Source organism: Pseudoalteromonas rubra (assembly GCF_005887115.1).
GTDB lineage: Bacteria > Pseudomonadota > Gammaproteobacteria > Enterobacterales > Alteromonadaceae > Pseudoalteromonas > Pseudoalteromonas rubra_F.
This window is the reverse complement of sequence record NZ_PNCJ01000020.1, coordinates 73,700-96,459: the sequence shown is the minus strand read 5'-3', so window position 1 is coordinate 96,459 and position 22,760 is coordinate 73,700. Positions and strand designations below refer to the sequence as shown.

16 protein-coding genes and 1 pseudogene are annotated in these 22,760 nt (G+C 47.6%); 12 read left to right on the top strand and 5 right to left on the bottom strand.

Going from position 1 to position 22,760, the window contains the following annotated elements; genetic code table 11:
- Positions 1–677: 677 nt before the first annotated feature.
- The 5 genes from CWB98_RS15450 to CWB98_RS15430 all read left to right on the top strand — a co-directional run bounded on the left by CWB98_RS15450 (position 678) and on the right by CWB98_RS15430 (position 6,904).
- Positions 678–1,238, top strand: a complete 561-nt coding sequence (locus CWB98_RS15450; RefSeq protein ID WP_138545672.1) for a hypothetical protein — start codon at positions 678–680, stop codon at positions 1,236–1,238.
- 130 nt (positions 1,239–1,368) lie between these two features.
- A complete protein-coding gene (locus tag CWB98_RS15445; protein WP_212751138.1) occupies positions 1,369–1,923 on the top strand; it encodes a hypothetical protein in 555 nt (184 codons plus the stop codon).
- 397 nt (positions 1,924–2,320) lie between these two features.
- On the top strand, positions 2,321–2,617 hold the full coding sequence (locus tag CWB98_RS15440) for a hypothetical protein (protein ID WP_138545670.1): 297 nt from the start codon (positions 2,321–2,323) through the stop codon (positions 2,615–2,617).
- A gap of 640 nt (positions 2,618–3,257) precedes the next feature.
- Complete coding sequence (locus CWB98_RS15435; protein WP_138545669.1) at positions 3,258–6,035, top strand: collagenase; 2,778 nt, start codon at positions 3,258–3,260, stop codon at positions 6,033–6,035.
- A 170-nt stretch (positions 6,036–6,205) separates the two neighbouring features.
- Complete coding sequence (locus CWB98_RS15430) at positions 6,206–6,904, top strand: transporter substrate-binding domain-containing protein (RefSeq protein ID WP_138545668.1); 699 nt, start codon at positions 6,206–6,208, stop codon at positions 6,902–6,904.
- A 68-nt stretch (positions 6,905–6,972) separates the two neighbouring features.
- On the opposite strand, the pseudogene CWB98_RS15425 reads toward CWB98_RS15430, so the two are convergent.
- The 4 genes and pseudogenes from CWB98_RS15425 to CWB98_RS15410 form a co-directional block, all read right to left on the bottom strand.
- A pseudogene (locus tag CWB98_RS15425) lies at positions 6,973–7,413 on the bottom strand (VOC family protein).
- A 95-nt stretch (positions 7,414–7,508) separates the two neighbouring features.
- A complete protein-coding gene (locus tag CWB98_RS15420; protein ID WP_138545667.1) occupies positions 7,509–9,467 on the bottom strand; it encodes a pre-peptidase C-terminal domain-containing protein in 1,959 nt (652 codons plus the stop codon).
- A gap of 3 nt (positions 9,468–9,470) precedes the next feature.
- Positions 9,471–10,169 carry a DUF1566 domain-containing protein gene (locus CWB98_RS15415; RefSeq protein ID WP_138545666.1) on the bottom strand — a complete coding sequence of 233 codons (699 nt, stop codon included), beginning with the start codon at positions 10,167–10,169 and terminating at the stop codon, positions 9,471–9,473.
- Positions 10,166–11,665 carry an ethylbenzene dehydrogenase-related protein gene (locus CWB98_RS15410; RefSeq protein WP_138545665.1) on the bottom strand — a complete coding sequence of 500 codons (1,500 nt, stop codon included), beginning with the start codon at positions 11,663–11,665 and terminating at the stop codon, positions 10,166–10,168. Before CWB98_RS15410 ends, CWB98_RS15415 begins: the two co-directional genes overlap by 4 nt.
- Positions 11,666–11,847: 182 nt before the next feature.
- Here CWB98_RS15410 and CWB98_RS15405 point away from each other — a divergent pair, with 182 nt between their 5' ends.
- From CWB98_RS15405 to CWB98_RS15375, 7 genes are all read left to right on the top strand, one after another.
- A complete protein-coding gene (locus CWB98_RS15405; RefSeq protein WP_138545664.1) occupies positions 11,848–13,056 on the top strand; it encodes a sensor domain-containing diguanylate cyclase in 1,209 nt (402 codons plus the stop codon).
- Between the two features lie 107 nt (positions 13,057–13,163).
- Complete coding sequence (locus CWB98_RS15400) at positions 13,164–14,219, top strand: DUF2066 domain-containing protein (protein ID WP_171045670.1); 1,056 nt, start codon at positions 13,164–13,166, stop codon at positions 14,217–14,219.
- Position 14,220: 1 nt separating this feature from the next.
- Positions 14,221–14,925, top strand: a complete 705-nt coding sequence (gene hda, locus CWB98_RS15395; protein ID WP_171045669.1) for a DnaA inactivator Hda — start codon at positions 14,221–14,223, stop codon at positions 14,923–14,925.
- A gap of 192 nt (positions 14,926–15,117) precedes the next feature.
- On the top strand, positions 15,118–16,098 hold the full coding sequence (gene pheS / locus CWB98_RS15390) for a phenylalanine--tRNA ligase subunit alpha (RefSeq protein WP_138545662.1): 981 nt from the start codon (positions 15,118–15,120) through the stop codon (positions 16,096–16,098).
- 13 nt (positions 16,099–16,111) lie between these two features.
- Positions 16,112–18,499 (top strand): phenylalanine--tRNA ligase subunit beta, encoded by a 2,388-nt coding sequence (gene pheT, locus CWB98_RS15385; protein ID WP_138545661.1) that lies wholly within the window; start codon positions 16,112–16,114, stop codon positions 18,497–18,499.
- A 2-nt stretch (positions 18,500–18,501) separates the two neighbouring features.
- The gene (gene ihfA, locus CWB98_RS15380; protein ID WP_010384797.1) at positions 18,502–18,801 is read left to right on the top strand and encodes an integration host factor subunit alpha; all 300 of its coding nucleotides are present in this window, start codon (positions 18,502–18,504) and stop codon (positions 18,799–18,801) included.
- 170 nt (positions 18,802–18,971) lie between these two features.
- Positions 18,972–20,555, top strand: a complete 1,584-nt coding sequence (locus tag CWB98_RS15375; protein ID WP_249364689.1) for an EAL domain-containing protein — start codon at positions 18,972–18,974, stop codon at positions 20,553–20,555.
- Positions 20,556–20,612: 57 nt separating this feature from the next.
- Here the strand turns inward: CWB98_RS15375 and CWB98_RS15370 are convergent, their stop codons facing one another.
- Entirely contained in the window at positions 20,613–22,235 is a 1,623-nt protein-coding gene (locus tag CWB98_RS15370) for an alpha-glucosidase family protein (protein WP_138545660.1), read from the bottom strand.
- Positions 22,236–22,760: the final 525 nt, after the last annotated feature.

The window sequence follows — 22,760 nt, the reverse complement described above, 5'->3', positions numbered from 1 at the left end:
CGGGTGTCCGGGGAGCTCGGCGAGGACACGGGTCATTGAACCCGTGTGGGTGTAGTGAGCCACTGACAACCGCTTATCTGTTTGCCAAAGTACGATGAAAAAAGGTCCAACCCTGCCTGCGTAAAACCCGACGACGGCACGGTCGTTACAGACCGAGTGGGTGTATTAATTTTAGGGTGTGCAGGCTCGGAACTCATTTGGGGCGCTGAACAATCAGTTAAGCCCGGATATATGTCAGAGCAACACATTTATAGCGGATTAGACCAAACATCAGGCATGGCAACACGGGTAACATAACGAACGGGATAACGAAAACTCGCTACCCCGCAGGCCTACTCGGCTTGACATCGCTGGAGCGTCCATATATGTCACTTAAAAACTTTTTTATTGAACCTGCCCACAATTGGTCTGCGAATTTACCGGTGGGTGTCACTTAAAAAAATCTGGTCTGCGAATTTACAGGTGGGTGTCACTTAAAAAAATTCTGTAACACTATTACTCACCGGTTTGGGGTAAGGTGACAAGCTGGAACTTGCCGCTATGTTATCTGCCTGTTTACATTAGCAATTATTAGTGGAATTATGAAGCTATGTGATATGAGCCGCTTTGGTGTGTTATAAACTACTAAAGTGGGGCGGAGTAAGTTGTTAGGTCACAAAGAGAATACGGAGACGGTTATGAAGCTATCAATAATGCTGCAAATTGTAGCTGTATTACTTTCAGTTATCAGCTTAATTGTTACTTTTCGAGCTAGAAAAGGGACAATTAAAACTAGTTCAAAACTTACCCTAGTTGAAGGAAAGCCTATAGCTGCAATAAGAGCGCTCAAAAAAGGTCAGAAAAGATTAGTAATCCAATCAATTCGATTATCAATCCACACCTGGGATTACGCTCCTAAATTAGTTAATTCCGGATTGCCAAAAGTCTTAAACGTTATTGAGGACGTTTTTTGTCCTGAATATCACTTTGTAAGCGATGATGCTATCCAATACTCAATTGAAAATAAACAAATGGAAGAGGGTGATGAACTGTGTGCTTATGTTGATTTAGATGCGATGATGGAGTCATTTATTAATTCTGGAGAAACAATGCACAGTAAGTTTTTCTTTGAATTAGTTATCTTTACACTCAAAGTTGAAGTTTACTGTACAGACGGAAATTCATTTAAAGTGAGTGCTCATAGAGATATAAAGAGCTATTTGCGAAATAAGTATTTAAATGATGAACGTTTCTACTAAAGTGGCCTAAAAAATTGATTAATAGGACAATTTTTTCTGTTCCGCTTTATGCAGTGCGCTTCGCGCGCACAAACCAGTACAGCAAAATTTACCAATTATCAAGGCGTTATGTGAATAGATAAATATGAAGATGAAATTGTTACTCGTTGCTTTGCTTTTAAGCCCATTGGTTTTTTGGCACGGATATAAACCCATCCGAATATTGGCACCTGAGCTTAATGGTTTGGACTGTGTTAGCGCTACCATCTGTATTGATAACTCTTCTAAACTTGATGATGCATCAAGACTTTATTCATCAGCATATTTTTTCATAGAAAAAAAGGTGGCTTCGTTCGAGAAAAGTCCCAGAGTAATATTTTGTTCTACTTCTGCCTGCTTTAGCTCATTCGGTCTTGGGGAAATGAGAGCTGTAACAATGAGTACAATTGGTATAATCGTAGGCCCGAGAGGTTGGAATTCGACTTTCCTTTCACATGAATTTGTTCATCATTTACAGCATGAAAAACTTGGTAACTTTGAGGTATGGCTAGATACTCCTCAATGGTTCATGGAAGGTATGGCTTATTCTCTGACTGACAAACGTGAAGTTTTAGATGAACCATGGGAAAGTCACCGTGCTAAGTTTGAGCTTTGGAACAAGAACTTAGAGCCTAATAATTTCTGGCAAAGGGCACGCTCACTGTAAATTCACATAACAAAGTACTTAAAGGACAGACACAAAAAGCTTGGCTGTGCTCGTTCCTCGCAAATTTGAGCCAAGCATTTTGTGCCGTTTACTACGGCGCTGGTGGGCCCCCCTCATAATTGCGGCCTCCCAAGTTGATGTATCAAGCGTAGGTATTCACGTATAGCCCGGCGCAGTTGCTTCCCCGCCATAACATAATCGCTTCGCCGCCTAACCTCTTTGCCAAGTCTGACAGTCGACAGAGAAGCACGCCGTCTTATTGTATTTACCTTGTAGTGGCATAGTGATTTTGACCACTCAAGCACCCACCGACATACTTTGAAACGATTTGTCATACTCCTCTGGACCCAGCTTTGCTACACTTCCCGCATCATAGTTATCGCATATAGGATGTATTATGTTTTCTTTAATCAAAGGGTTACTGTTTAAGTCACTGAAACACCAGGCGGGCCGAAAAGTGGCTGATGCTGTTGTTGAAAAATGTGTTCAGCAGGGCATGGAGTATATGCGAGGGCGTGGCGTTGAGGGACAGCGGCAGAGTAGTGACCTGGACGGACTGATTGTCGGGCTGAATAACCTGACGGCAAAGCGGCTCCCCGATGGTCAGTATCCGATCAGATTAGAGCATCGGACTCTAATAGTCACGATTGAGCATTATGGCATAGTGTCTATCACTGAATTACATAACAATTAATCTGCGCAGAGCGATGGGCGGCTAACTCTTTCTTCAGCCGCATTATGTGCTGTTTTAGCGCGACACTCAGGTGATAAATAGTTGCCAGAGTCTTGAGTGGGCTCAGTGGCAGCGCCTGACTGGCAAAAGCGCATCAATTAAGGCACAGCCCGCACTTAGCTAATCTTACAAGCTGAATACTGTCACCGATTTCGTCGTTACTTCCCCTATACAGAGCTGTATAGCAATGAACATTCTATCTTTCACGATTACAGGCGGTGCTAAACGTTAACCATGGATCATGGGTACGCCTGCCTTTAGTCTAGCGCTTTTTACTTTTGCCTCTCGTGGTATTGTCATACTGCTTGGTTAACAGGTTGCTGATAACTGCAAAACTGTACAGCCGGTTTGTTGATGTTTTTGCTATATATTTTTGGCTCACCGGGTGGTTTTTCGAACAGCAAACAGGGCAAGCGCACTCTTTTTTCTGTCACACAACCGCTAACATTCTGACTTAAATGAATAAATAATGCTTAAAAGGAAAAGTAAGGAGGCATATTCAATAAAATTATATAAATTATATTGTATACATAGTGAAATCGGTGTTAATAATATGTCACCTCTTATGGGGTTTGGATACACATTTTAATAAGGTTACATTATGAAAATAAAAGCAATACTCGCTGCGCTTCCCTTGCTATGCACTAGCGTGCAGGCAACGCAGCAACAAGTTGAAAGACAATTTAAACCACTGAACGCTGCTGATTTACAGCTGGCTCATGGCGACGAAGGTCATAACCACACCGCACAAGACAATGCACCAACAGCAGCCCGTGACTCTGTGATGCATTCGCATTTGCCGGTAGCAATGCACTTGGCTTCATCACAGGTCGATGTGGCAAGCAGCTGCGACTTGGTAGCTTTTGCCAATGCCAGTGCATCCACGATTGTTGCGCAAGTCTCCGGACAGGGTGCAAGTTGTGTCAATGATCTGTTCAGTGCACCTTCTGATACCCAGGTTGCCACCTTTACAACCGCAAAAATGCTGGCCGTCGCTGCGCAGGCAAAGACCTTGTCTGTGAATTATTCAGGCACCGGCAGTGCAGATCTCGAAGCGCTCTTCTTGTTTATTCGGGCCGGATTTTACGTCGAGTTTTATAATGACTCAGTGACTTTCGATGGCAGTGTGCAAACTGCGGTGAAAGACGCGCTGGATGCGTTTGTGGCCAATAGCCATTTCTATGACAACAACGATGCGCATGGTGAGGTGCTCAGCGAAGTGATCACCACCATGGATTCTTCCGAGCTTCAGCATGTTTATCTGCCAGTCGTGAAAGTCTGGTTGTCGCGCTGGAGCGAAAGCTATGCGACCAGCTGGCATATGCGTGGCGCGGTGAATGGCATATTTACCATTTTATTCCGCGGTCAGTGGAACAGTGATTTCGTTGCGCTAGTCGGTAAAGATGCAGAACTGGTGAGTTTACTGGCTAACTTTACCAAACAAAGCTGGATGCTGGGGTCGGATGCTGAATTCATGATAATTAACGCCGGCAGAGAGCTTGCCAGGCTCAAGAATTATACAGGAACATCAATCCAGCCAGCCGTCGATACAGCCCTGAAATCTCTGTTCTCTACCTACCAGAGCTATGGCTATGGTGATGGGATCTGGCTTGGTGCCGCTGATATCGCGACCTATTACGCGGATTGTAATGATTTCGGGATCTGTGGGTTTAAAGAGGAGCTGATTGGTAAAGCGTTGTCGCAGAGCTATCAGTGTAGTAGCACTATCCGTATTCGCTCTCAGGAGATGACTCAGGCGCAGCATTTGTCTGCCTGTGACACCATGGCAGCAGAAGAGACGCGCTTTCATTCCATGCTCGAAACCAATCAAACGCCCGTCGCCGATGATAATAACACCATGCTGCAGGTTAATATTTTTAACAGCAGCGCAGATTACAAGAAATATGCGGGCCCGATATTTGGTATAAACACCGACAACGGCGGAATGTATCTCGAAGGAGATCCGAGTGTTGTCGGTAACCAGGCAAACTTCATCGCTTATGAAGCCAGCTACGCTAAGGCTGATCACTATGTGTGGAATCTGGAGCATGAGTATGTGCATTACCTCGACGGACGATTTGACCTGTACGGTGATTTTAATGCCCCAACGGAGGCCATTGTCTGGTGGAGCGAAGGGGTGGCAGAATATGTGGCCAACCTGAACGACAATCAGCGCGCCATAGATACGATAAAAGACGGCAGTACCTATCAGCTGGGTGAGATCTTTGAAACCACGTACGACGGCTTTGATCAGGACAGGATCTATCGCTGGGGTTATCTTGCTGTGCGCTTTATGATCGAAACACACAAAGATGAAGTGAATGCCATGCTGGGAGAAACCCGGGTCGGTAACTGGAGTGCTTATAAGGCGCGTATGAATAACTGGGCTGCGCAATATGGCAACGAGTTTACCCGGTGGACGCAACAACTGGCAGGCGATACAAATCAGGCGCCGACAGCGGTTATAAATGGTCCATATCAGGGCACCGCCGGCGCATCTGTGCGTTTCAGCAGTCAGGGTAGTTCAGATCCGGAAGGACAGTCTCTAAGCTATGCGTGGCAGTTTGGAGATGGCGCGCAGAGCACACAAGCGGACCCAGTTCATACTTACCAGGATGCCGGTAGCTACACGGTTACACTCACTGTGACTGACAATCAGGGGCTGGCACATCAGGTGACAACGCAGGCAACGATCAGCGCAGATCAGGGGATTGTTGAGTTACAAAATGGCAAGGCTGTGCGTGTTGCCGGTGCCCAGGATGAACTGACATACTTTAAAATTCAGCTTCCAGCAGGCGCAACGAACCTGACCATCAGTACCAGTGATGGCAGCGGAGATGTTGACTTGTATCTGCGTCACGCTCAGCAACCTACGCTGGATACCTACGATTGTCGGCCTTATATTGGCGGCAATGCAGAGCGTTGTGACGTTGCGACACCAAAAGCTGGTGAATATTACATTATGCTCAGAGGCTACAATGCATATGCTGACGTTAACCTGATTGTCAGTTACACCGCGCCGGTAGCGGCTTTACCTGATGCCTGTGTGACTCAGGGGAGCGTGTCTGGCGGGCGGCTGTCAGAGGGCGTTGCTGTGTGTATGGGCAGTCAGGATCCAATGTGGTTTAGTCTGGAAAACGTCAGTGGCCAGCAGAGCATCCGAATCGAAACAGCTCATGGTAACGGTGATCTGACACTGGAGTACAGTAATCAGGGGTGGCCCAACGACAATAATGTTGAGGCCAGATCTTACCGGGCAGGTAACAGTGAGTGTATTAACCTGAGTGACCAAAGCCAGTATTGGGGATACCTTAAGGTCAGTGGCGCGCCTGTTGGTGCGACTGTGCAAGTGACGTATAACGATGGGTGGTGCAACTAAATCGTTAAACGTATTTAACCAATGTGCTTGAAGGTTGGGGAGAAAGGCTCTAGATTAAGAGAGTCTTCCCAGCCTTTTTATGGCAGTCATTTGTGAAAATAAACCTGTTGATAGTCAGCTTCACCTTAACCCTTTTCAGTGTGCTATTACCCGCATATGCAGCTGAACGAATGAATATATTTGTCTATCACAACAAGCCCCCTTACATCATGAATCTGGCTGAGCAACAAGGCTTGTACTTCGACTTTGTGGCACTGCTTAACGCCTCGCAGTCTCACACTCGCTACAAACTGGTGTACTTGCCCCGCAGACGTATCGAGCGGGATCTCAATGAAAAGACCTTAGATGGTGCGGTAATGGGTGTGCATCCCGTCTGGTTTAAAGATCCGGACAAAACTCGCTACTTGTGGAGTGAGCCACTGATGTACGATACCGATGAATTTGTCTCCTGTGCCGAAAATCCCTTTGAATATGATGGGGTGGCCTCAATGAGCAATAAAAAGTTTGGTGGTATTTTGGGTTATCACTACTTTCGTACAGTCAAACCGGTCAGCGCCGGGGTGCTGGAGCGGGTCGATGCCAACAGTGAAGAAGGCCTGCTGGAGCTGGCGTTGCGCGAGCGTGTGGACTTTGCCATTGTGAGTCGTTCCACACTCAACTACTTTATTAAAAAGAACCGCTGGCAGGATCATTTCCATTTGTCTAAACAGCCGCATGAGTCTTATTACAGAGCAATGCTGGCACCTCCACAGCTGCAATCACAGTTTGAACGTTTAGCTACCACATTAAATGAGGCGAGCTTTCGCAGTAAACTGACTCAGCTATTGAGTCGTTACCAGATTGATGCCGGCCCAGCCACCGCGAAGTAGCGAAGTGCCAGCGTTTTGACTGGCTGCGGCACTTCGCTACCTGTATACCTTAATCGAAGCGTTTTAAGTTACCAGCTGCCGGTGTTTTCCATGCTCAGCCACGGCTCCTGAGGAGGTAACGGCTCGCCCTGTTGTAATAGTTCAATCGAGATACCGTCGGGAGATTTAATGAAGGCCATATGCCCACATCTTGGTGGCCGGTTAATGGTGACGCCCGCAGCCTGGAGCTTTTCACACAGTGCGTAGATGTCTTCAACAGCAAAGGCCAGGTGACCAAAATTGCGCCCGCCACTGTACTGCTCTGGATCCCAGTTGTAGGTCAGTTCAATGGTCGGTGAAAAGCTGGTTTTCGCTTCATCCAGCTGTGTGGGTGCTGCCAGATAGACCAGAGTAAAGCGCCCGGCTTAACTGTCTTTACGTTTTACTTCTACTAGTCCCAGCAGGTTACAGTAAAAGTTTAATGATGCATCCAGGTTTTCAACCCGAACCATAGTGTGCAGATATTTCATAAAATTGCCCCTGTTTATTCAGGTGTCAAAGATAAGGGCAGATGAGTAAAAATCAAGGAGAGTAGCGTTATTACTCTCCTTGTTGCGTCAGACTATCAATACTCTGCGGTTAATGTCACGCCGCTGAAGTCTTTATAGGCTTTGACAGAAATATGCCAGGTGCCGGTTTGAGGCTGCGTTTGTGTGCAGGTTTCTACATTGCCGTCTTCATAAGGGCGACAATCATAACGTGAAGAGGTTGGCTGTGCGCCGAAACGTACATACAGATCGGCATCGCCGCTACCACCGGTTGTACTGACGGTCAGCTTAGTGGCACTGGCAGGCACGTCAAAGGTTTTGTGGATCCAGCTTCCTGCGGTTGCACTCAACCCGCTCCATACTCGCTTGTTGCCATCGCCCGGTGGGGTACCCAGATCATACTGGCCGACTAATGATACGCCCGAGAAGGCTTTGTAACCGCGGACAACAATATAATAGGTACCCGCCTGTACGTTGCTGATGGTACAGGTTTCATTATTGCCATCTTTATAGGGGCGGCAATCATATGTTGAGGTCGTTGGTTTTTGCGCAAAACGTACGTACAGGTCGGCATCGCCACTACCGCCACTCATAGTAAAGCGCAAATTGCTTGCGCCCTCTGGCACAACCATAGTGAACACCTTTTCACTGTCGGCACTGCCTGCGAGGTTACCGACCGGCTGGCCATTTTGTAGCTCATTGCCCGGGTCAACCGGACCACTGTCTCTGTCGATGATTGAAAGCGAATTGGTGGCACGCTTAAGCGTCATGGTTTCTCCAAGCTCACTGGCATACCACCAACTGATATTGGCAGGCAGAGCAAGGGCGTCGGCAGTGCGTTGTTCACGTGTGAGTGTATCAGCACCGGCAGTAAACTGAGCCGTTTGCACTTTCATGCTGTCCGCAGTCACACTTAATACTTTAAACTGCTGAATACTGGCTAAATCAATAGTCCAGCTTTTCGGGTCGTTGGCTGAACGAGCGGGGGCACCCCAGCTACCTTCACCTACATACACGGTGCCGCCGGTAGTGGTTTTGGTAAATCCGGATCCTGAAGGTTGCAACGCTTCGGTCAGCTTATTGATGTGTGTATCAGATTCAACGACCAGGTTCATTCCATGCTGATAGAACAAGTCTGCCCACCAGGTATGCAAAATAGTATTGTCCGATTTCCCTGAGTAATGTGGGTACATAGGCTTGTGATACTGAGCAATACGCCATTTGGCACCGGCCCCATTGCTTTGCAGGTCTTGTTTAAGCCAATTGTTCATGGCGGTTGCATAGCTAGACCAGCCACTGTCTTTGTATTGGCTGTTTAAGGTATAGACGCGCAGCAGGTTTGCGATGTTAAAGGCGCCGTAACTGTCTTTATTGGTACAGGCACCGTCTTGGTCATAATCAACCCCAAAAACCTGACACAGGGTTTTAAAGTTGTCGTCTTCATGGTTACCAAAGGTGGCAACAAACGGGTAGATGCGTTTGTAGCTTTGCCCATCGATAACGTCATCAGAAAAGGTCAGCTGCCAGTCTTTGAGGTACTCACGCATTTCCTGGGCTGAATTGGCATTGGTATAATCGCCACCATGCATAATAAACAGAGGGCGGATCTTGGCTATCAGTGCATTGCCTTCACGTCGTGTTGTCCAGCCTGTTCGAGTGTCTCCGCCCGCGACCGCAACAAACCCTGTGGTGGTGTCTGGCGCCGTTTTAAACCACATCCGCTGACCACAGCCGGCGTTGTCGCACACCCGATAGTAGATAGCTGTGTTGGCACTGAGCCCTGTCAGGGTGACGAACTGGCTGTTGAGACTACCATCAAAAACGGCGGTTGCGGTGGGCTGCTTTACCTGCCAGTTTTGTTCATTCGTGGTGGTACCATATTTGACAAAATGTCCGCTTCCACTTGTGGGTGTAAAGCCCACCGTGGCCTGATGACTGGGATCGGTATCCCAGATTAAGCGGTGATAGTCACTGGCACTGTATGCAGCTGAGGTAAATAAGCTTACGGTAGTGAGGCCTGCTAAAAGCACTCTCATATCCTAGTTTCCTGTTGTTGGTTGATGAGTCACGCCTGAGGTGCGTGAAGAGTGATGCTCTGATGGCAGATCGGCCACCAATAGCACGAATGCGGCATTGCGATAGGGCAACGAATACTGTTTACCGGTATGAAAATTAACGGCCAGAGCGCCTTGTTTAAAGCGCCGGTAATGGCCAGACAGAGGTTGAGAGTGATCGGCACTCCAGTAGTCTCCGTGCTTCATATGGGGGAAAAAGTCCTGAGCAATATGGGCATGACCCGGACGGGCCGGTGCCTGCACTAAGCTGCTTAGCTCTTGTGCGCTGGGGAGTCGCCATTGAGTCAGGCCACACAAGGCAGCTTGTCTGGTTCTGTTGATCAGGTCCTGGGTATCGCATCGACTCGTTTCAAAATAGCAATCGCCAAGGTTGGCTTCGCCTCTTGCCCGGTCTGAAGTGCGGGGATCGCCTGACAGGTACCAGGAATATGTCCAATAGCCATCATGGATGTTTTCGCTGTCGGTTTTAACCTCCCACACCAGTTGTTGTGTCGTATCCAGCACACAGGACCAGGGCCCTTGCCATGGAGACAGAGGATTGCCATGTTTATCCAGTTTGACAAACCTGGGATGTGGCTGCGCCACCGGAGCTGCAGGGTCCCGCCAAAGCACAGAAGCCACAATTAAAACAGCAGTCAGCGACATGAGCAATCGGGCGATCATAGTGGGTACCTCAAAATTGCAGGGCGCATATGGCGGGTATGTCCAACCTGTGCATGATCAAAGGCGGAAAACCACATGCAAGTGCCGTTTGTGAGCGGTACATCGTGCTCAGAGCCTGTGTAGTGCTTGCGCACTAACTCCAGTGTCCATACGCCGTTGTCCCAGGTTCCCCGAGCCCTGACATCGGCACGATCACCTTCAAAGCGATTGGAGCGATAGAGAATCGATGACAGTGTACTGCCAGGTGCAAAATCATCGTTTTCGGCGGTGTAGGGGGTGCTGCCAAACCAGGGCAAGACACTCAGATGTGCGTTGCTTTGATCGGGCAATCGTTTCGGGGTAACCAAACCTGGCTTATACCATTGCCAGTTCATCACATAGGCGCCGCTCTCTTTGCCGTCTGGCTGGTAGCCTGCCGTATATCTGCGTTGGCCCTGTTGTGCTATGGCTGGCGGCCCGAAAAAGTTATCGTCCGCTAGATACATGTCGTTTGTACGAACCGCTTTCCAGTGCCACAGGTCGCGAATTTTTCCATCCATACTGGCGTGGAACCCCTTGCCATGCCAGTTTGGCGGTTTACCATCAAGCGGGCGGTTGCCCAGCTGAGCAGTATTATCGGCTCCGACTTCGCAAGAGTGCGACAGCATAACGGCTAGTTTGTCTTCATAAAATGTGCGCTCATCGAACTCATAAAACCCATTTTGCTGAATTTTCCAGCCTGCTTGCGTTTTTAACAAAGGAAGGTGATTGGTGCTCATACTTGAGTCTGTCCAGCGTACGAGAAAATAGCTTTCCTGGCTGTTTGCCAGAGCCTGAACCTGGATGGTGCTGCGGCCATCATCAAAGTTGATCCCCCCGTGTGTCTCAATTGTGTAAACTGGCGCCCTCTGCCAGTGTGACTCATCACCAAGACCGTCAATCTCGATAAACTCCTCGGGCGCGAGTGACGCAACAGTCAGGGTTTCAGCGGAATGCTGAGCTGCGCTGTATAAAAGTAAGCCTCCGGCAGTGACGCTGATAACAGCCGCAATACTGTGTTTGTCTGGCTGTTTTGGCAGTAAAGCGGATAAAACGTATTTGCCATGTTGAATGAAGTAGGCCCATCCGTGCATGAGCAGGTATATGAGTAATAACCAGAGACTGTAAAAATGCAGAGGTTGTGCGATTGCAACAAATCGTCCAAGCCAGAGCAGCCATCCGGAGCTCAGTAATCCCAGTATGATTAGGTAGCCAAACCGGTTCACCCACAGGTGATAGTGACTCGGGCTGCTGCGATATGGACGCCACAAAGAAAGTAACAGGTATCCTGCAGCCAGCGCAGATAATAAACTGGCACTGCCGATGTGCCAGAAGTACAGGTTCCCCTGAGGTAACAGAGCACTGAGGAATTTTAACCAGTCCTGAGTAAGCAAAGAAAACCTCAGGCCGGTAAACAAACTGCAGATCACCAATACGATGGTCAACATATGAAGAAAAACAAAAGTAGCCTTGCGCATGTCAATGTTTGTTATTTTTGTGTTTAAATAGTGTAAATTTAAAGGGTTGCGGTTTTATGTCAAGCCTTAACTTGTGTGTTGGCTCAGGTGCGGCTCTCCCTGTTTTTCTTTGTACATTCCCTCAAAACCTCGACTAAACTAACTAAAGTGCCAAATGTAGGATGCAACAGAGTGAGTAAAGGATGAGTGATCTTGTGTTAGAGACGATGGATTCCCTGAATAGCGGTGAAGTGATTGACAGCATGACGGACATAGTTGCCTGCTTAAATACCAGTGATTCTATCCAGCGGTTTTTGCTGGATATCCACTGTATCTTGCAAAAGGTGACCTATGCGGACAACTTTTACGTTGTTTTATATCGTGAAGACCGTAGTCTGACATTTCCCTATTTTCATGATGTGAAGGATGATATTAACCCTGAAGATCTCGAAGCCCTGTCACTGGAAGAAATCGCCCATTCGCTGACTGCGTATGCATTACAATCTCAGTCTGTATGCAACTACACAACTGAGCAGCTCAAGGAGTTGGTGGCAAAGGGCGAGTTAAATATTATCGGTACTGTCCCCAAGCAATGGCTGTGTTTTCCGTTAGTGAATCGCAACAACTTTATGGGCGCGTTTATCATTCAGTCCTATCGCCGTGAGGATGAATATTCAGGCGTGATCGTCGATGTGTTATACACCATCAGCCATGTTATTTCGTCTGCACTGGATGCTTTTAACAACCAGCAGGCATTGGTTGAGGCAAACAAAGTTTTGCAAAATTACCAAAGTGAACTGGAAATTAAAGTTGCGGAGCGTACTGAGGAGTTGGAGTCCAGCTTGGTTGAACTGAAAAAAGAGATAGGGATCCGCGAAGCGCTTCAACAGCGGCTGGAACACGAAGCTTTGCACGATACGCTGACCGGATTGACGAATCGCAAGTTCTTATTCCGGGAGCTGAATAATCTGGCTGAGCGTTCAAAGCGTGGCCCGGTGAACGTGCATATTTTGTATCTCGACTTAGACGATTTTAAACCCATTAACGATAATTTCGGTCATCACAGTGGAGATATCGTATTACAGGAAGTGGCACAGAGAATTAAAAAAGAACTGCGCAGCTATGACGTGTTATGTCGCCTCGGCGGAGACGAGTTTGTTGTGGTACTTTCCGATCCGCTTGAAAAGCAGGTATTAATGCAGATCTGCACACGTCTGATTGCCTGTATTTCGAGCCCGATCCAGCTCGAAGGCGGGCAACAGGTGCAATGCGGTTGTAGCATAGGTATCGCCAATAACACTGGCGTATTCAGTGCAGAGGCTTTGTTGAAGTGCGCTGACAGTGCTTTGTACTCTTCAAAAGAGCTGGGCAAGAATCAGGCATATTTTTACGACGCGTCTGAGATTCGGTGATTAAAACCTCAATCCATCTTAAATGTTGAAAATCAATCCACGTTGGTTTTTGCTTTGCAACTGCGATTGCATTAGGATCGGGTTTTCTCCTTAACTTTTTGGTTGTTATGGCACTAAGATTATTTTTACTGAGTTTGTTTGGCTGGTGTATGGCTGCAAGCGCGGTTGAGGTAACAGATCTGTACGAAGCTACGTTGCAGGTAGATAACAAGACACGCGCAAAACGTGTTGTCGCAAGCCAACAGGCGCTGGACCGCGTAATCCAAAAGTTGACAGGCCGCACTGAGCACTTAAACCACCCGCTGATCCGTCAAAGTAAAAAACGCATTTCTGATTATATGCTCAAATACGAGTATATTGAGTCTGCGGATGGCGATATCAAAATACGGGTGAAGTTTGAAGCAGATAAAGTAGAGCAGCTGGTCAGAGACAGTAATTTGCCTTTGTGGGGCAACCGTCGGCCCATGATTGCTATCTGGTTGGTGATTGAGGACAACCTGCGACGTGAGTTTGTGACACAAGAAAGTTACCCTCAACTGGAACGACTCATCTATGACACCGCGGCCGAGTGGGGGATCCCTGTGGTGGTGCCGCTGATGGACCTGACTGACCGGGCGCAGGTGGGCATTGCTGAGGTATGGGGGAACTTTTCCCAGCCAGTTGAAGCGGCATCTATGCGTTATAACGCAGAGCGGGTGATAACAGGCCGGTTGTTTAAACAACCCAACAGCAGCAGCTGGCAACTAGACTGGCGTTACACCGATACCGATCAATTTGAATCGACGCAGCAAGTGGGTGATAAACAACAGCTGCTTATTGCCATGATCAATGACATGTCAACGGCACTGGCTGCTGAATATGTAATAGATCCCAACCGCTCTTATGCCACTAACAGCACCGTCTTAACGGTCGATAAATTGACTTCATTCAGCAAAATCGAGCTGGCAAGAAGACAGTTACTGAGCATCAGCACGGTGCAGGATGTCGATGTGATTTATCGTCAGGGCGATTTGGTGAAGTTTGAAGTGGAACACGGCTCGTCTGTGGTTGATTTGCAAAAATCACTTAAATTAGAACGCGCGTTTAGTGTGTATGTTGACCCGCGTGCATTTTATCAGGTGGCCAGTGCCAATAACCTCAGATACAGTTGGGTGGGGCAGTAGTATGATGCAGCCTATGCAAATGGCTTTGCCAGTAACCCTGCCCGACGATGAAACCTTCAGCGCTTATTTTGGGGGGGAGGGCTCGCTTGAGGTAACACATCTGAAAAACGCACTTGAGGCAAGTCACCAGGATTTTCAGTTTACTTATCTTTGTGGTCTGGGTGACTCTGGTAAGTCACACCTGCTTTATGCCACCTGTATTCATGCTCAGGAACAAGGCCTGTCTACAATTCTGTTGTCGCTCAGAGAGCTGATTAACTTCGGGCCAGCGGTGTTAGATGGACTGGAAGCGTTGGATGTCGTGTGCATTGATGATGTGCATCTGGTCGCGGGCAATGAGCCCTGGGAAAAAGCACTGTTTAACTTTTTTAATCGGTTCAATGAGCCTGGTAAGTGTTTGGTGGTCACCGCCGATCTATTGCCAAATATGCTCAATCTAAGTCTGCCTGATCTGGAATCGCGTTTTACCTGGGGCACTACGTTTCAGATCCGCTCGATGAGTGATGATGACAAGGCCGAAGCATTGGTTAAGCGGGCCAAAATGCGGGGCCTTGAACTCAGTGATGAATGTGCCCGATTCCTGCTGACCCGACTTAGTCGGGATATGCGTGCCCTGTTGGATGTATTGGATAAACTGGATCATGCATCCATGGCGGCACAGCGAAAATTGACGATCCCTTTTATTAAAACCACCCTGAACTTATAATCCCTTACTGTGGAATTTTTGAACGTCGGCATCTCAAATTCCACCAAAAACCTCAAACCAGCCCAAAATCAACTGACAACCTTTAAATTGTCCATGAAAAGCCCCTAATTTGGGCTAGAATCTGCCCTGTTGTTTCAGTTATTATATCCGATTCAATCAAAGGCAAATTACCTCAACAAGATCAGGTATAAAATGAACTTAGAGAATATTTTAGCGCAAGCGCTGGACGCCGTTGCAAACGCGAGCAAAGTTGCGCAACTTGAGGAAGTCAGAGTTAACTACCTTGGTAAAAAAGGTGAGATCACTGGACTACTAAAAACCCTGGGTAAACTGGCACCAGAAGAACGTAAAGAAGCGGGTCAGGTGATCAACCAGGCAAAAAATCAGGTTCAGACCGCGATCAATGACAAGCGTGAAGCGCTGGAGCAGGCCGCACTGGCTCAGAAACTGGCAGCAGAAACCATTGACGTAACTCTGCCTGGGCGTACTATGCCACAAGGCGGTTTACACCCGGTAACACGGACTATTGAGCGAATCGAACAGTTCTTTGGTGAGCTGGGCTTTGCTGTTAAATCTGGTCCGGAAGTTGAAGATGACTTCCATAACTTTGATGCACTGAATATTCCAGAGCACCATCCTGCACGTGCCGATCACGATACGTTCTACTTTAACCCTAAGCTGGTTTTAAGAACCCAGACCAGTGGTGTTCAGATCCGTACTATGGAAGCAGAGCAGCCGCCACTACGTATTATTTCTCCAGGCCGTGTATATCGTAACGATTACGACCAGACACACACGCCAATGTTCCACCAGGTTGAAGGCCTGATGGTAGACACAGACGTGAGCTTTACTGAGTTGAAAGGTATTTTGCACGATTTCTTGCGTAACTTTTTCGAAGAAGATATGGAAATCCGCTTCCGCCCGTCTTACTTCCCGTTCACTGAGCCTTCAGCAGAGGTGGACGTGAAAGGCAAAAATGGCAAGTGGTTAGAAGTACTAGGTTGTGGCATGGTGCACCCGAACGTACTGCGTTCTGTGGGTATTGATCCTGAAAAGTACACCGGTTTTGCATTTGGTATGGGTGTAGAGCGTCTGACCATGCTGCGTTATGGTGTTAACGATTTGCGTGCTTTCTTCGAAAACGATTTAAAATTCCTAAACCAATTCAGATAAGAGCGATACAACAATGAAATTTAGTGAAAAGTGGTTAAGAGAATGGGTTAATCCTGCGATTGATACCGAGGCTCTATCTGAACAGTTATCAATGGCCGGTCTGGAAGTCGATGCTGTCGACCCGGTTGCAGGTGATTTTGATGGCGTGGTTATCGGTGAAGTCGTTGAGTGTGGTCAGCACCCGGATGCAGACAAGCTGCGTGTCACCAAAGTAAACGTTGGTGAAGACGAACTGCTGGATATCGTATGTGGTGCGGCAAACTGCCGTGCGGGCCTGAAAGTGGCTGTGGCGAAAGTTGGCGCAGTTCTGCCTGGCGGCTTTAAGATCAAAAAAGCAAAATTACGTGGCCAGCCTTCACACGGCATGCTGTGTGCGTTTGAAGAGCTGGGCATGGCAGAAAGCTCAGATGGTATTTTAGAGCTACCAGCTGATGCACAAATTGGCCAGAGCATTCGCGAATACTTCAACCTTGACGACGTCACCATTGACGTTGACCTGACTGCAAACCGCAGTGATTGTCTGGGCATTAAAGGTCTTGCGCGCGAAGTGGGCGTATTAAATGGTATTGATGTCAATGAGTTGGCTATTCCGGCTGTTGAACCGACTATTGATGACAAAATTGAGATTGAACTGGTGAACAGCCAGGCTTGTCCTCGTTACCTCGGCCGTGTGGTTAAGGGCATCAACCTGGATGCGGTTACGCCATTGTGGATGGTTGAAAAACTGCGTCGCTCGGGCATTCGCTCAATCGATCCGGTTGTTGATATTACCAACTATGTGCTGCTTGAGCTGGGCCACCCAATGCATGCTTTCGATTTGAATGCCATTGAAGGTGGGATCAAAGTACGTAGCGCAGCAGAAAACGAAGAGCTGGTATTGCTTGATGGCAATACGGCCAAACTGAAGCCAAGCACGCTGGTTATTGCCGATCACAACAAAGCACTGGCGATGGCCGGTATCTTCGGTGGCGAAAACTCAGGTGTTAAAGAAGGCACTACAGACATCTTGCTTGAAAGTGCATTCTTCAGTCCTTTAGCGATTGCCGGTCAGGCACGAAGCTATGGCCTGCATACTGATGCATCACACCGCTACGAGCGTGGTGTTGATTATCAACTACAGCGTGACGCCATGGAGCGCGCAACGGCGTTGCTACTTGAGATTGCGGGCGGACAGGCAGGCCCGGTTGTCGAAGCTGTGTCAGAATCAGATTTGCCAGAAGCAAAATCTGTGACCCTTCGTCGCGCACGTCTTGATCGTGTTATCGGCTACCATATTGAAGACAGCAAAGTGACAGACATTCTGACGCGCCTGGGTCTGGACGTGACTTTTGCCAACGACAGCTGGACTGCCACGGTTCCAAGCTATCGCTTTGACATCAGCATTGAAGAAGATCTGATTGAAGAAGTTGCACGCGTATTTGGTTACAACAACATTCCAAACGTTGCCCCGACAGCGGCGTTAAAGATGACCGATCATCAGGAAGCACGTTTACCGGTATCTCGCCTGCGCAACGAACTGGTTGCACGTGGTTATCAGGAAGCGATCACCTACAGCTTTGTCGACCCGAAGAAGCAACAGCTTTTACATCCAGAGAGCGATGCACTGGTATTGCCTCACCCAATTTCTGTTGAAATGTCGGCAATGCGTGTGAGCTTGATGCCAGGACTACTTAATGCGGTGGCGTATAACCAAAACCGTCAGCAGTCACGTATTCGCTTGTTCGAACACGGCCTGAAGTTCATTAAAGATGAAGCTGCTGAAAACGGCGTTCGTCAAACTCCAGTTATTGGCGGCGTAGTTTATGGTAATACGCACAATGAACACTGGGGTATTGCAAGCCGTAAAACCGACTTCTTTGATGTGAAAGGGGACGTTGAAGCATTACTTGCCTTGTGTAACGATAAAGCGCGTTTCAGTTTTAAAGCACAGGAGTGTGATGGACTTCACCCAGGTCAGTCAGCTGCAATCTATGCCAATGGCGAGAAAGTCGGCTTTATTGGTGCGGTACATCCACAACTGCAAAAGTCGCTGGATCTGAATGAAACTGCGTATGTTTTTGAAGTTGAAACAGCCGCTATAGCACAGCGACAGCTTCCAGAAGCCGTTAGTATCTCGAAATTCCCGTCAAATCGCCGTGATATTGCTATTTTAGTTGCAGATGATGTAAAAATAGGCGATATTTTAGAAAGCATTGAGAAAGTTGGCGGAAATCAATTAGTTGACCTAAACTTATTCGATGTGTATAAGGGCAAAGGTATTGAGCCTGGTTATAAGAGTTTAGCCATTGCTCTAACACTGCAAGCCGTTGATAGAACGCTCGAAGAGAAAGACATCAACGACACTGTAGAAATCGTGGTGGCCGAATTGGCCAAACAATTTAATGCATCGTTGAGGGACTAGATATGGCGCTTACTAAAGCCGACATAGCTGAACACCTATTTGAGAAATTGGGGATAAACAAAAAGGATGCCAAAGACTTAGTTGAAGCGTTTTTTGAAGAAATCCGCTCAGCGCTGGAAAGTGGAGAGCAGGTAAAGCTGTCCGGTTTTGGTAATTTCGATCTGCGTGATAAAAAAGAACGCCCAGGTCGTAATCCTAAAACTGGTGAAGACATTCCCATCTCGGCACGTCGTGTTGTAACTTTCAGACCCGGTCAGAAGTTAAAAACACGTGTAGAAGTGGGTACCAGCAAAAACCTGTAATCACGCGGAATCCCAAGTACTCAACAGCGGGGAAATACTCGTCTGTTGAGTGTAAATAGGTATCTGTTTGATAATTAAGAAACCCTGACGTTAGTCGGGGTTTTTTGTCATAAAAATTTCATTTATCTGTTTTACCATCTGGCCTTTGTATTTGAGTTTGGAGTGCGAAGTTGATCCAGGGTAATCACTCCTTGACTAACCGTATCAAAAATATCATCGTCGCCTGGTTAATTAGCTCTGTATTATTTGGGCTGCTTGCGATCTTTGCCTACGTTCAGCAAAAAGACGCTGCAAAGCAATCCGTTCAGGCCGCTTTAGAGTTGATCCTACTGGAGCTGGACTCGCAGCTTCACAACATAGATGTCTTCCTAAAGCAGGCTGAGCAACTAGATATACACTGTGATGCCAGCACCATTACTTTGATGAGAGAGCAGGTATTTGTTAATCCTGCATTGAGTGAAATAGGTATTGTCGATCAACAGGGGCGTTTACTGTGCAATTCATTCGGCCGTCTGACACCCCCCGTACAAACCACTGAGCCTGTTAAACAATCGGGGCTAAGATATCACGGCCCGATCATCACTGACTTCCTGCAAGTGCCCGCATTTGTATTGGCACGGACACGCAACGATGGGTTTGAGGTCAACGCGTTGCTGCCAACCAGCTGGCTGAGCGACACCCTGGATATTACCCGTCATAAAAACCTGGCGTTTATCGCTTTGCTTGATGGTGACTCCGGGGTGCCCATTTTTTTACGCGGAAAATACACGTTGCCACTGGGCGAGACACTTTTTCCGATGCGCGATGTGGTTGAGTTTGAGGGGCGCTTTGATGATGGGGCGCAGAAGTATATTTTTGCTCGTCCGCTTGCTGCTTTGCCGCAACTGACTATTATGGTTGCCAGTGATGCTAAGCGGCTTTCTACTATTCAACCTGTATGGTTGCTAACCCTGTTGGTTTTGTACTGTGCCTGCCTGGTTGGGCTCACTATGCTGTTAAATTACTATGACAGTCGAGTATTGAGTAGCCGCGCACTGTTGCTTGGGGCCATCAGCAGACAGGAACTGTTTAACGTTTATCAGCCACTGGTGGATGCAACGACCCGTGAGGTTGTTGGTGTTGAGGTATTGATCCGCTGGCAACATCCTGTGGAGGGGGAGCTTAGCCCTGCCTATTTTATCCCTGAAGCTGAACGAGACGGTAGTATTCTGGATTTGTCGATCTATCAGATAGAGAAGGCGTTGACGGAGCTCGGCGATATTGTACAAAACCATCCAAACTTTAAGGTATCGTTTAATGTAAACGGGTATTTATTGACCTGCGCAGACTACCTTGAGACTTTGCATAAAGCGAATCGCGTTATCCCGAGGCTAACTATTGAGCTGACAGAGCGAGATGTATTATCTCAGGCACAAATACATTCGGTTTTACAGTCCCTGGTAGATCAGGGAATCGAGATAGCAATAGATGACTTTGGTACGGGCTATAGTGGCTTACATTACCTGCAAAGCTTTCCGATTGATTTACTGAAAATAGACCAGACCTTTGTCGCTTCTATTGGTATGGAGAACTTGCAATCTCCCGTACTCAATGCGGTGATAGAGATGGCGGACAAGCTCAATAAAAAGCTGATTGCAGAAGGCGTAGAAACAGCGCATCAGGCAGAATACCTATCCCGACAGGGCGTCTCGATACATCAGGGCTGGTATTACTATAAAGCGATACCAGTTCAAGAACTGAAGCAAATTTGCTAAGGTGTAACAGGAAAAGATATTAAAAAAGCCCCGATGTCGGGGCTTTTGTTCAAGGGATTACAATGAAGCAAAGTAGCAGCCAAATCCGGGCAGGGATAGCTGGCCGTCTTCATAGTGACCATTATGGTGAACGATTTCCAGGTGTTGTGCATGGTCTGCCAGCGCCACCGTCAATTGTGCGGGTTGTTCGCTGAGGTTAAAAGCGCACAGTAAAGTTCTACCCTGATGACGACGATAAAATGCCAGTACGGGTTCCGGAGTATCAATAAACTCAATATCACCGACCTGTAGTTCAGGCATCGTATTACGCCAGGCCATAAATGCCTGATAGCGACTTAGCACTGAGTCCGCCGTGTCGGCCTGTTCAGAGACTGCTCGAAGCTGATGCGCTGGCGAAACCGGCAGCCAGGGCTTGCCTTCAGTAAAACCCGCATGTCCCAGCTGAGTATCCCACGGCATGGGTGTTCTGCAGCCATCACGACCTTTAAAATTAGGCCAGAACGTAATGCCATAGGGGTCTTGTAAGTCTTCAAAGGCAACATCCGCTTCGCCCAGACCCAGCTCTTCGCCCTGGTACATACACACGCTGCCACGTAAAGAGCCGAGCAAGGCGGTAAGCATACTGGCCTGACGATCATCAACTGTTTTACCGTCTTTAGACCAGCGACTTGCTACACGCTCTACGTCATGGTTGCTGAATGCCCAACATGGCCAGCCTTCAGTCATGACAGCCTCAAGACGAGATACCGTTTCACGGATGTAGCCTGCACTGTAGTCTTTCGTCAGCAATTCAAAGCTGTAGCCCATATGGAGCTTGTTGCCACCTGAGGTGTATTCAGCCATGGTCTGAAGAGAGTCCTCTGACGAAATCTCACCCAGGCTTACAGTGCCAGGGTATTGGTCGAGCAGGGCACGGATCTCGGCCATGAAAGCAAGATTCTCAGGCTGAGTGTTGTTGTAATAATGGTACTGAAATGCGTAAGGGTTGTCTTCGCTAAACCCACGGCCCTGACGTAACTCTTTAGGTTTGGCTGGATTGTCTCGCAATTGCTGATCATGGAAGCAAAAGTTAATGGCATCAAGACGGAATCCGTCCACGCCTTTTTTCAGCCAGAACTCCACATTATCCAACACCGCCTGACGTACTTCAGGGTTGTGGAAGTTCAAGTCCGGTTGCTCGGTCAGGAAATTGTGCAGATAGTACTGGCAGCGGCGCGAATCCCATTGCCAGGCAACACCACCAAAGATAGACAACCAGTTGTTTGGTGGACTGCCATCAGGTTTTGCATCGGCCCAGACATACCAGTCGGCCTTAGAGTTGTTCTGATTGACACGGCTTTCGCTGAACCAGGGGTGTTCATCTGAGGTATGGCTCAGTACCTGGTCAATAATGATTTTAATATTACGTTGATGTGCTTTGTCAATCAGCTCGTCAAAGTCATCCAGGTTACCAAACATAGGGTCGATATCTCGATAGTCGCTAATATCATAGCCAAAGTCCTTCATTGGTGACTTAAAAAATGGCGAGATCCAGATGGCATCTACACCGAGCGACTTGATATAGTCGAGCTTGCTTATGATCCCCTGAAGATCGCCGATTCCATCATTATTGGTATCACAAAAGCTGCGAGGGTATACCTGGTAAATAACCGCGCCTTTCCACCATTCATTTTGAGCCATGCACTTTCTCCTGCGCCGTGCAGTCGGGTTGTCGTAAACAAGGTTACTTTATAGAACCATTTCCTAACTCTTTGCTTTGAGCAGCATAATAACTGTAGTCAATTCAGTCGGGTTGAGATCAGGTTTTTAAGTAAGCGAGTGACGCCAACACGGAATATTAACAATGGCGAAGAGCATACGGCATGCTTTGATATGAGTAAAAAGTCTGCATACGTATGCAGCGTAATTAGTTACGGTTGAAATAGTATAAAAGAATAAATACGGACTTGTCGGTGCACTTTACCAATGTTGAATGCTGTTTCGGGTTTCCCTGTTTTATCAGTGTTACAGTAAGATTAATTGGTAATACCAATTTCCATTGGCTGGGGGGGACGGAAAAACTTGGCAAAATTTGTCGACTATTAACTGGCAGATATTTTAATTTCGTTAAAACTTAGTGAACCTGGGGAAGCATGTATGACCCGTTTCTGTGGAAAGATTGTTGCGCTAACATTTATAAACTTTACAGTAAGTTAGCCTAAGTGG

What these genes read in the sequence shown, in the direction of transcription:
- CWB98_RS15450 (WP_138545672.1), top strand. Translation starts at nt 678, where the DNA reads ATGAAGCTATCAATAATGCTGCAAATTGTAGCTGTATTACTTTCAGTT.
- CWB98_RS15445 (WP_212751138.1), top strand. Translation starts at nt 1,369, where the DNA reads ATGAAATTGTTACTCGTTGCTTTGCTTTTAAGCCCATTGGTTTTTTGG.
- CWB98_RS15440 (WP_138545670.1), top strand. Translation starts at nt 2,321, where the DNA reads ATGTTTTCTTTAATCAAAGGGTTACTGTTTAAGTCACTGAAACACCAG.
- CWB98_RS15435 (WP_138545669.1), top strand. Translation starts at nt 3,258, where the DNA reads ATGAAAATAAAAGCAATACTCGCTGCGCTTCCCTTGCTATGCACTAGC.
- CWB98_RS15430 (WP_138545668.1), top strand. Translation starts at nt 6,206, where the DNA reads ATGAATATATTTGTCTATCACAACAAGCCCCCTTACATCATGAATCTG.
- CWB98_RS15420 (WP_138545667.1), bottom strand. Translation starts at nt 9,467, where the DNA reads ATGAGAGTGCTTTTAGCAGGCCTCACTACCGTAAGCTTATTTACCTCA.
- CWB98_RS15415 (WP_138545666.1), bottom strand. Translation starts at nt 10,169, where the DNA reads ATGATCGCCCGATTGCTCATGTCGCTGACTGCTGTTTTAATTGTGGCT.
- CWB98_RS15410 (WP_138545665.1), bottom strand. Translation starts at nt 11,665, where the DNA reads ATGCGCAAGGCTACTTTTGTTTTTCTTCATATGTTGACCATCGTATTG.
- CWB98_RS15405 (WP_138545664.1), top strand. Translation starts at nt 11,848, where the DNA reads ATGAGTGATCTTGTGTTAGAGACGATGGATTCCCTGAATAGCGGTGAA.
- CWB98_RS15400 (WP_171045670.1), top strand. Translation starts at nt 13,164, where the DNA reads ATGGCACTAAGATTATTTTTACTGAGTTTGTTTGGCTGGTGTATGGCT.
- hda (WP_171045669.1), top strand. Translation starts at nt 14,221, where the DNA reads ATGATGCAGCCTATGCAAATGGCTTTGCCAGTAACCCTGCCCGACGAT.
- pheS (WP_138545662.1), top strand. Translation starts at nt 15,118, where the DNA reads ATGAACTTAGAGAATATTTTAGCGCAAGCGCTGGACGCCGTTGCAAAC.
- pheT (WP_138545661.1), top strand. Translation starts at nt 16,112, where the DNA reads ATGAAATTTAGTGAAAAGTGGTTAAGAGAATGGGTTAATCCTGCGATT.
- ihfA (WP_010384797.1), top strand. Translation starts at nt 18,502, where the DNA reads ATGGCGCTTACTAAAGCCGACATAGCTGAACACCTATTTGAGAAATTG.
- CWB98_RS15370 (WP_138545660.1), bottom strand. Translation starts at nt 22,235, where the DNA reads ATGGCTCAAAATGAATGGTGGAAAGGCGCGGTTATTTACCAGGTATAC.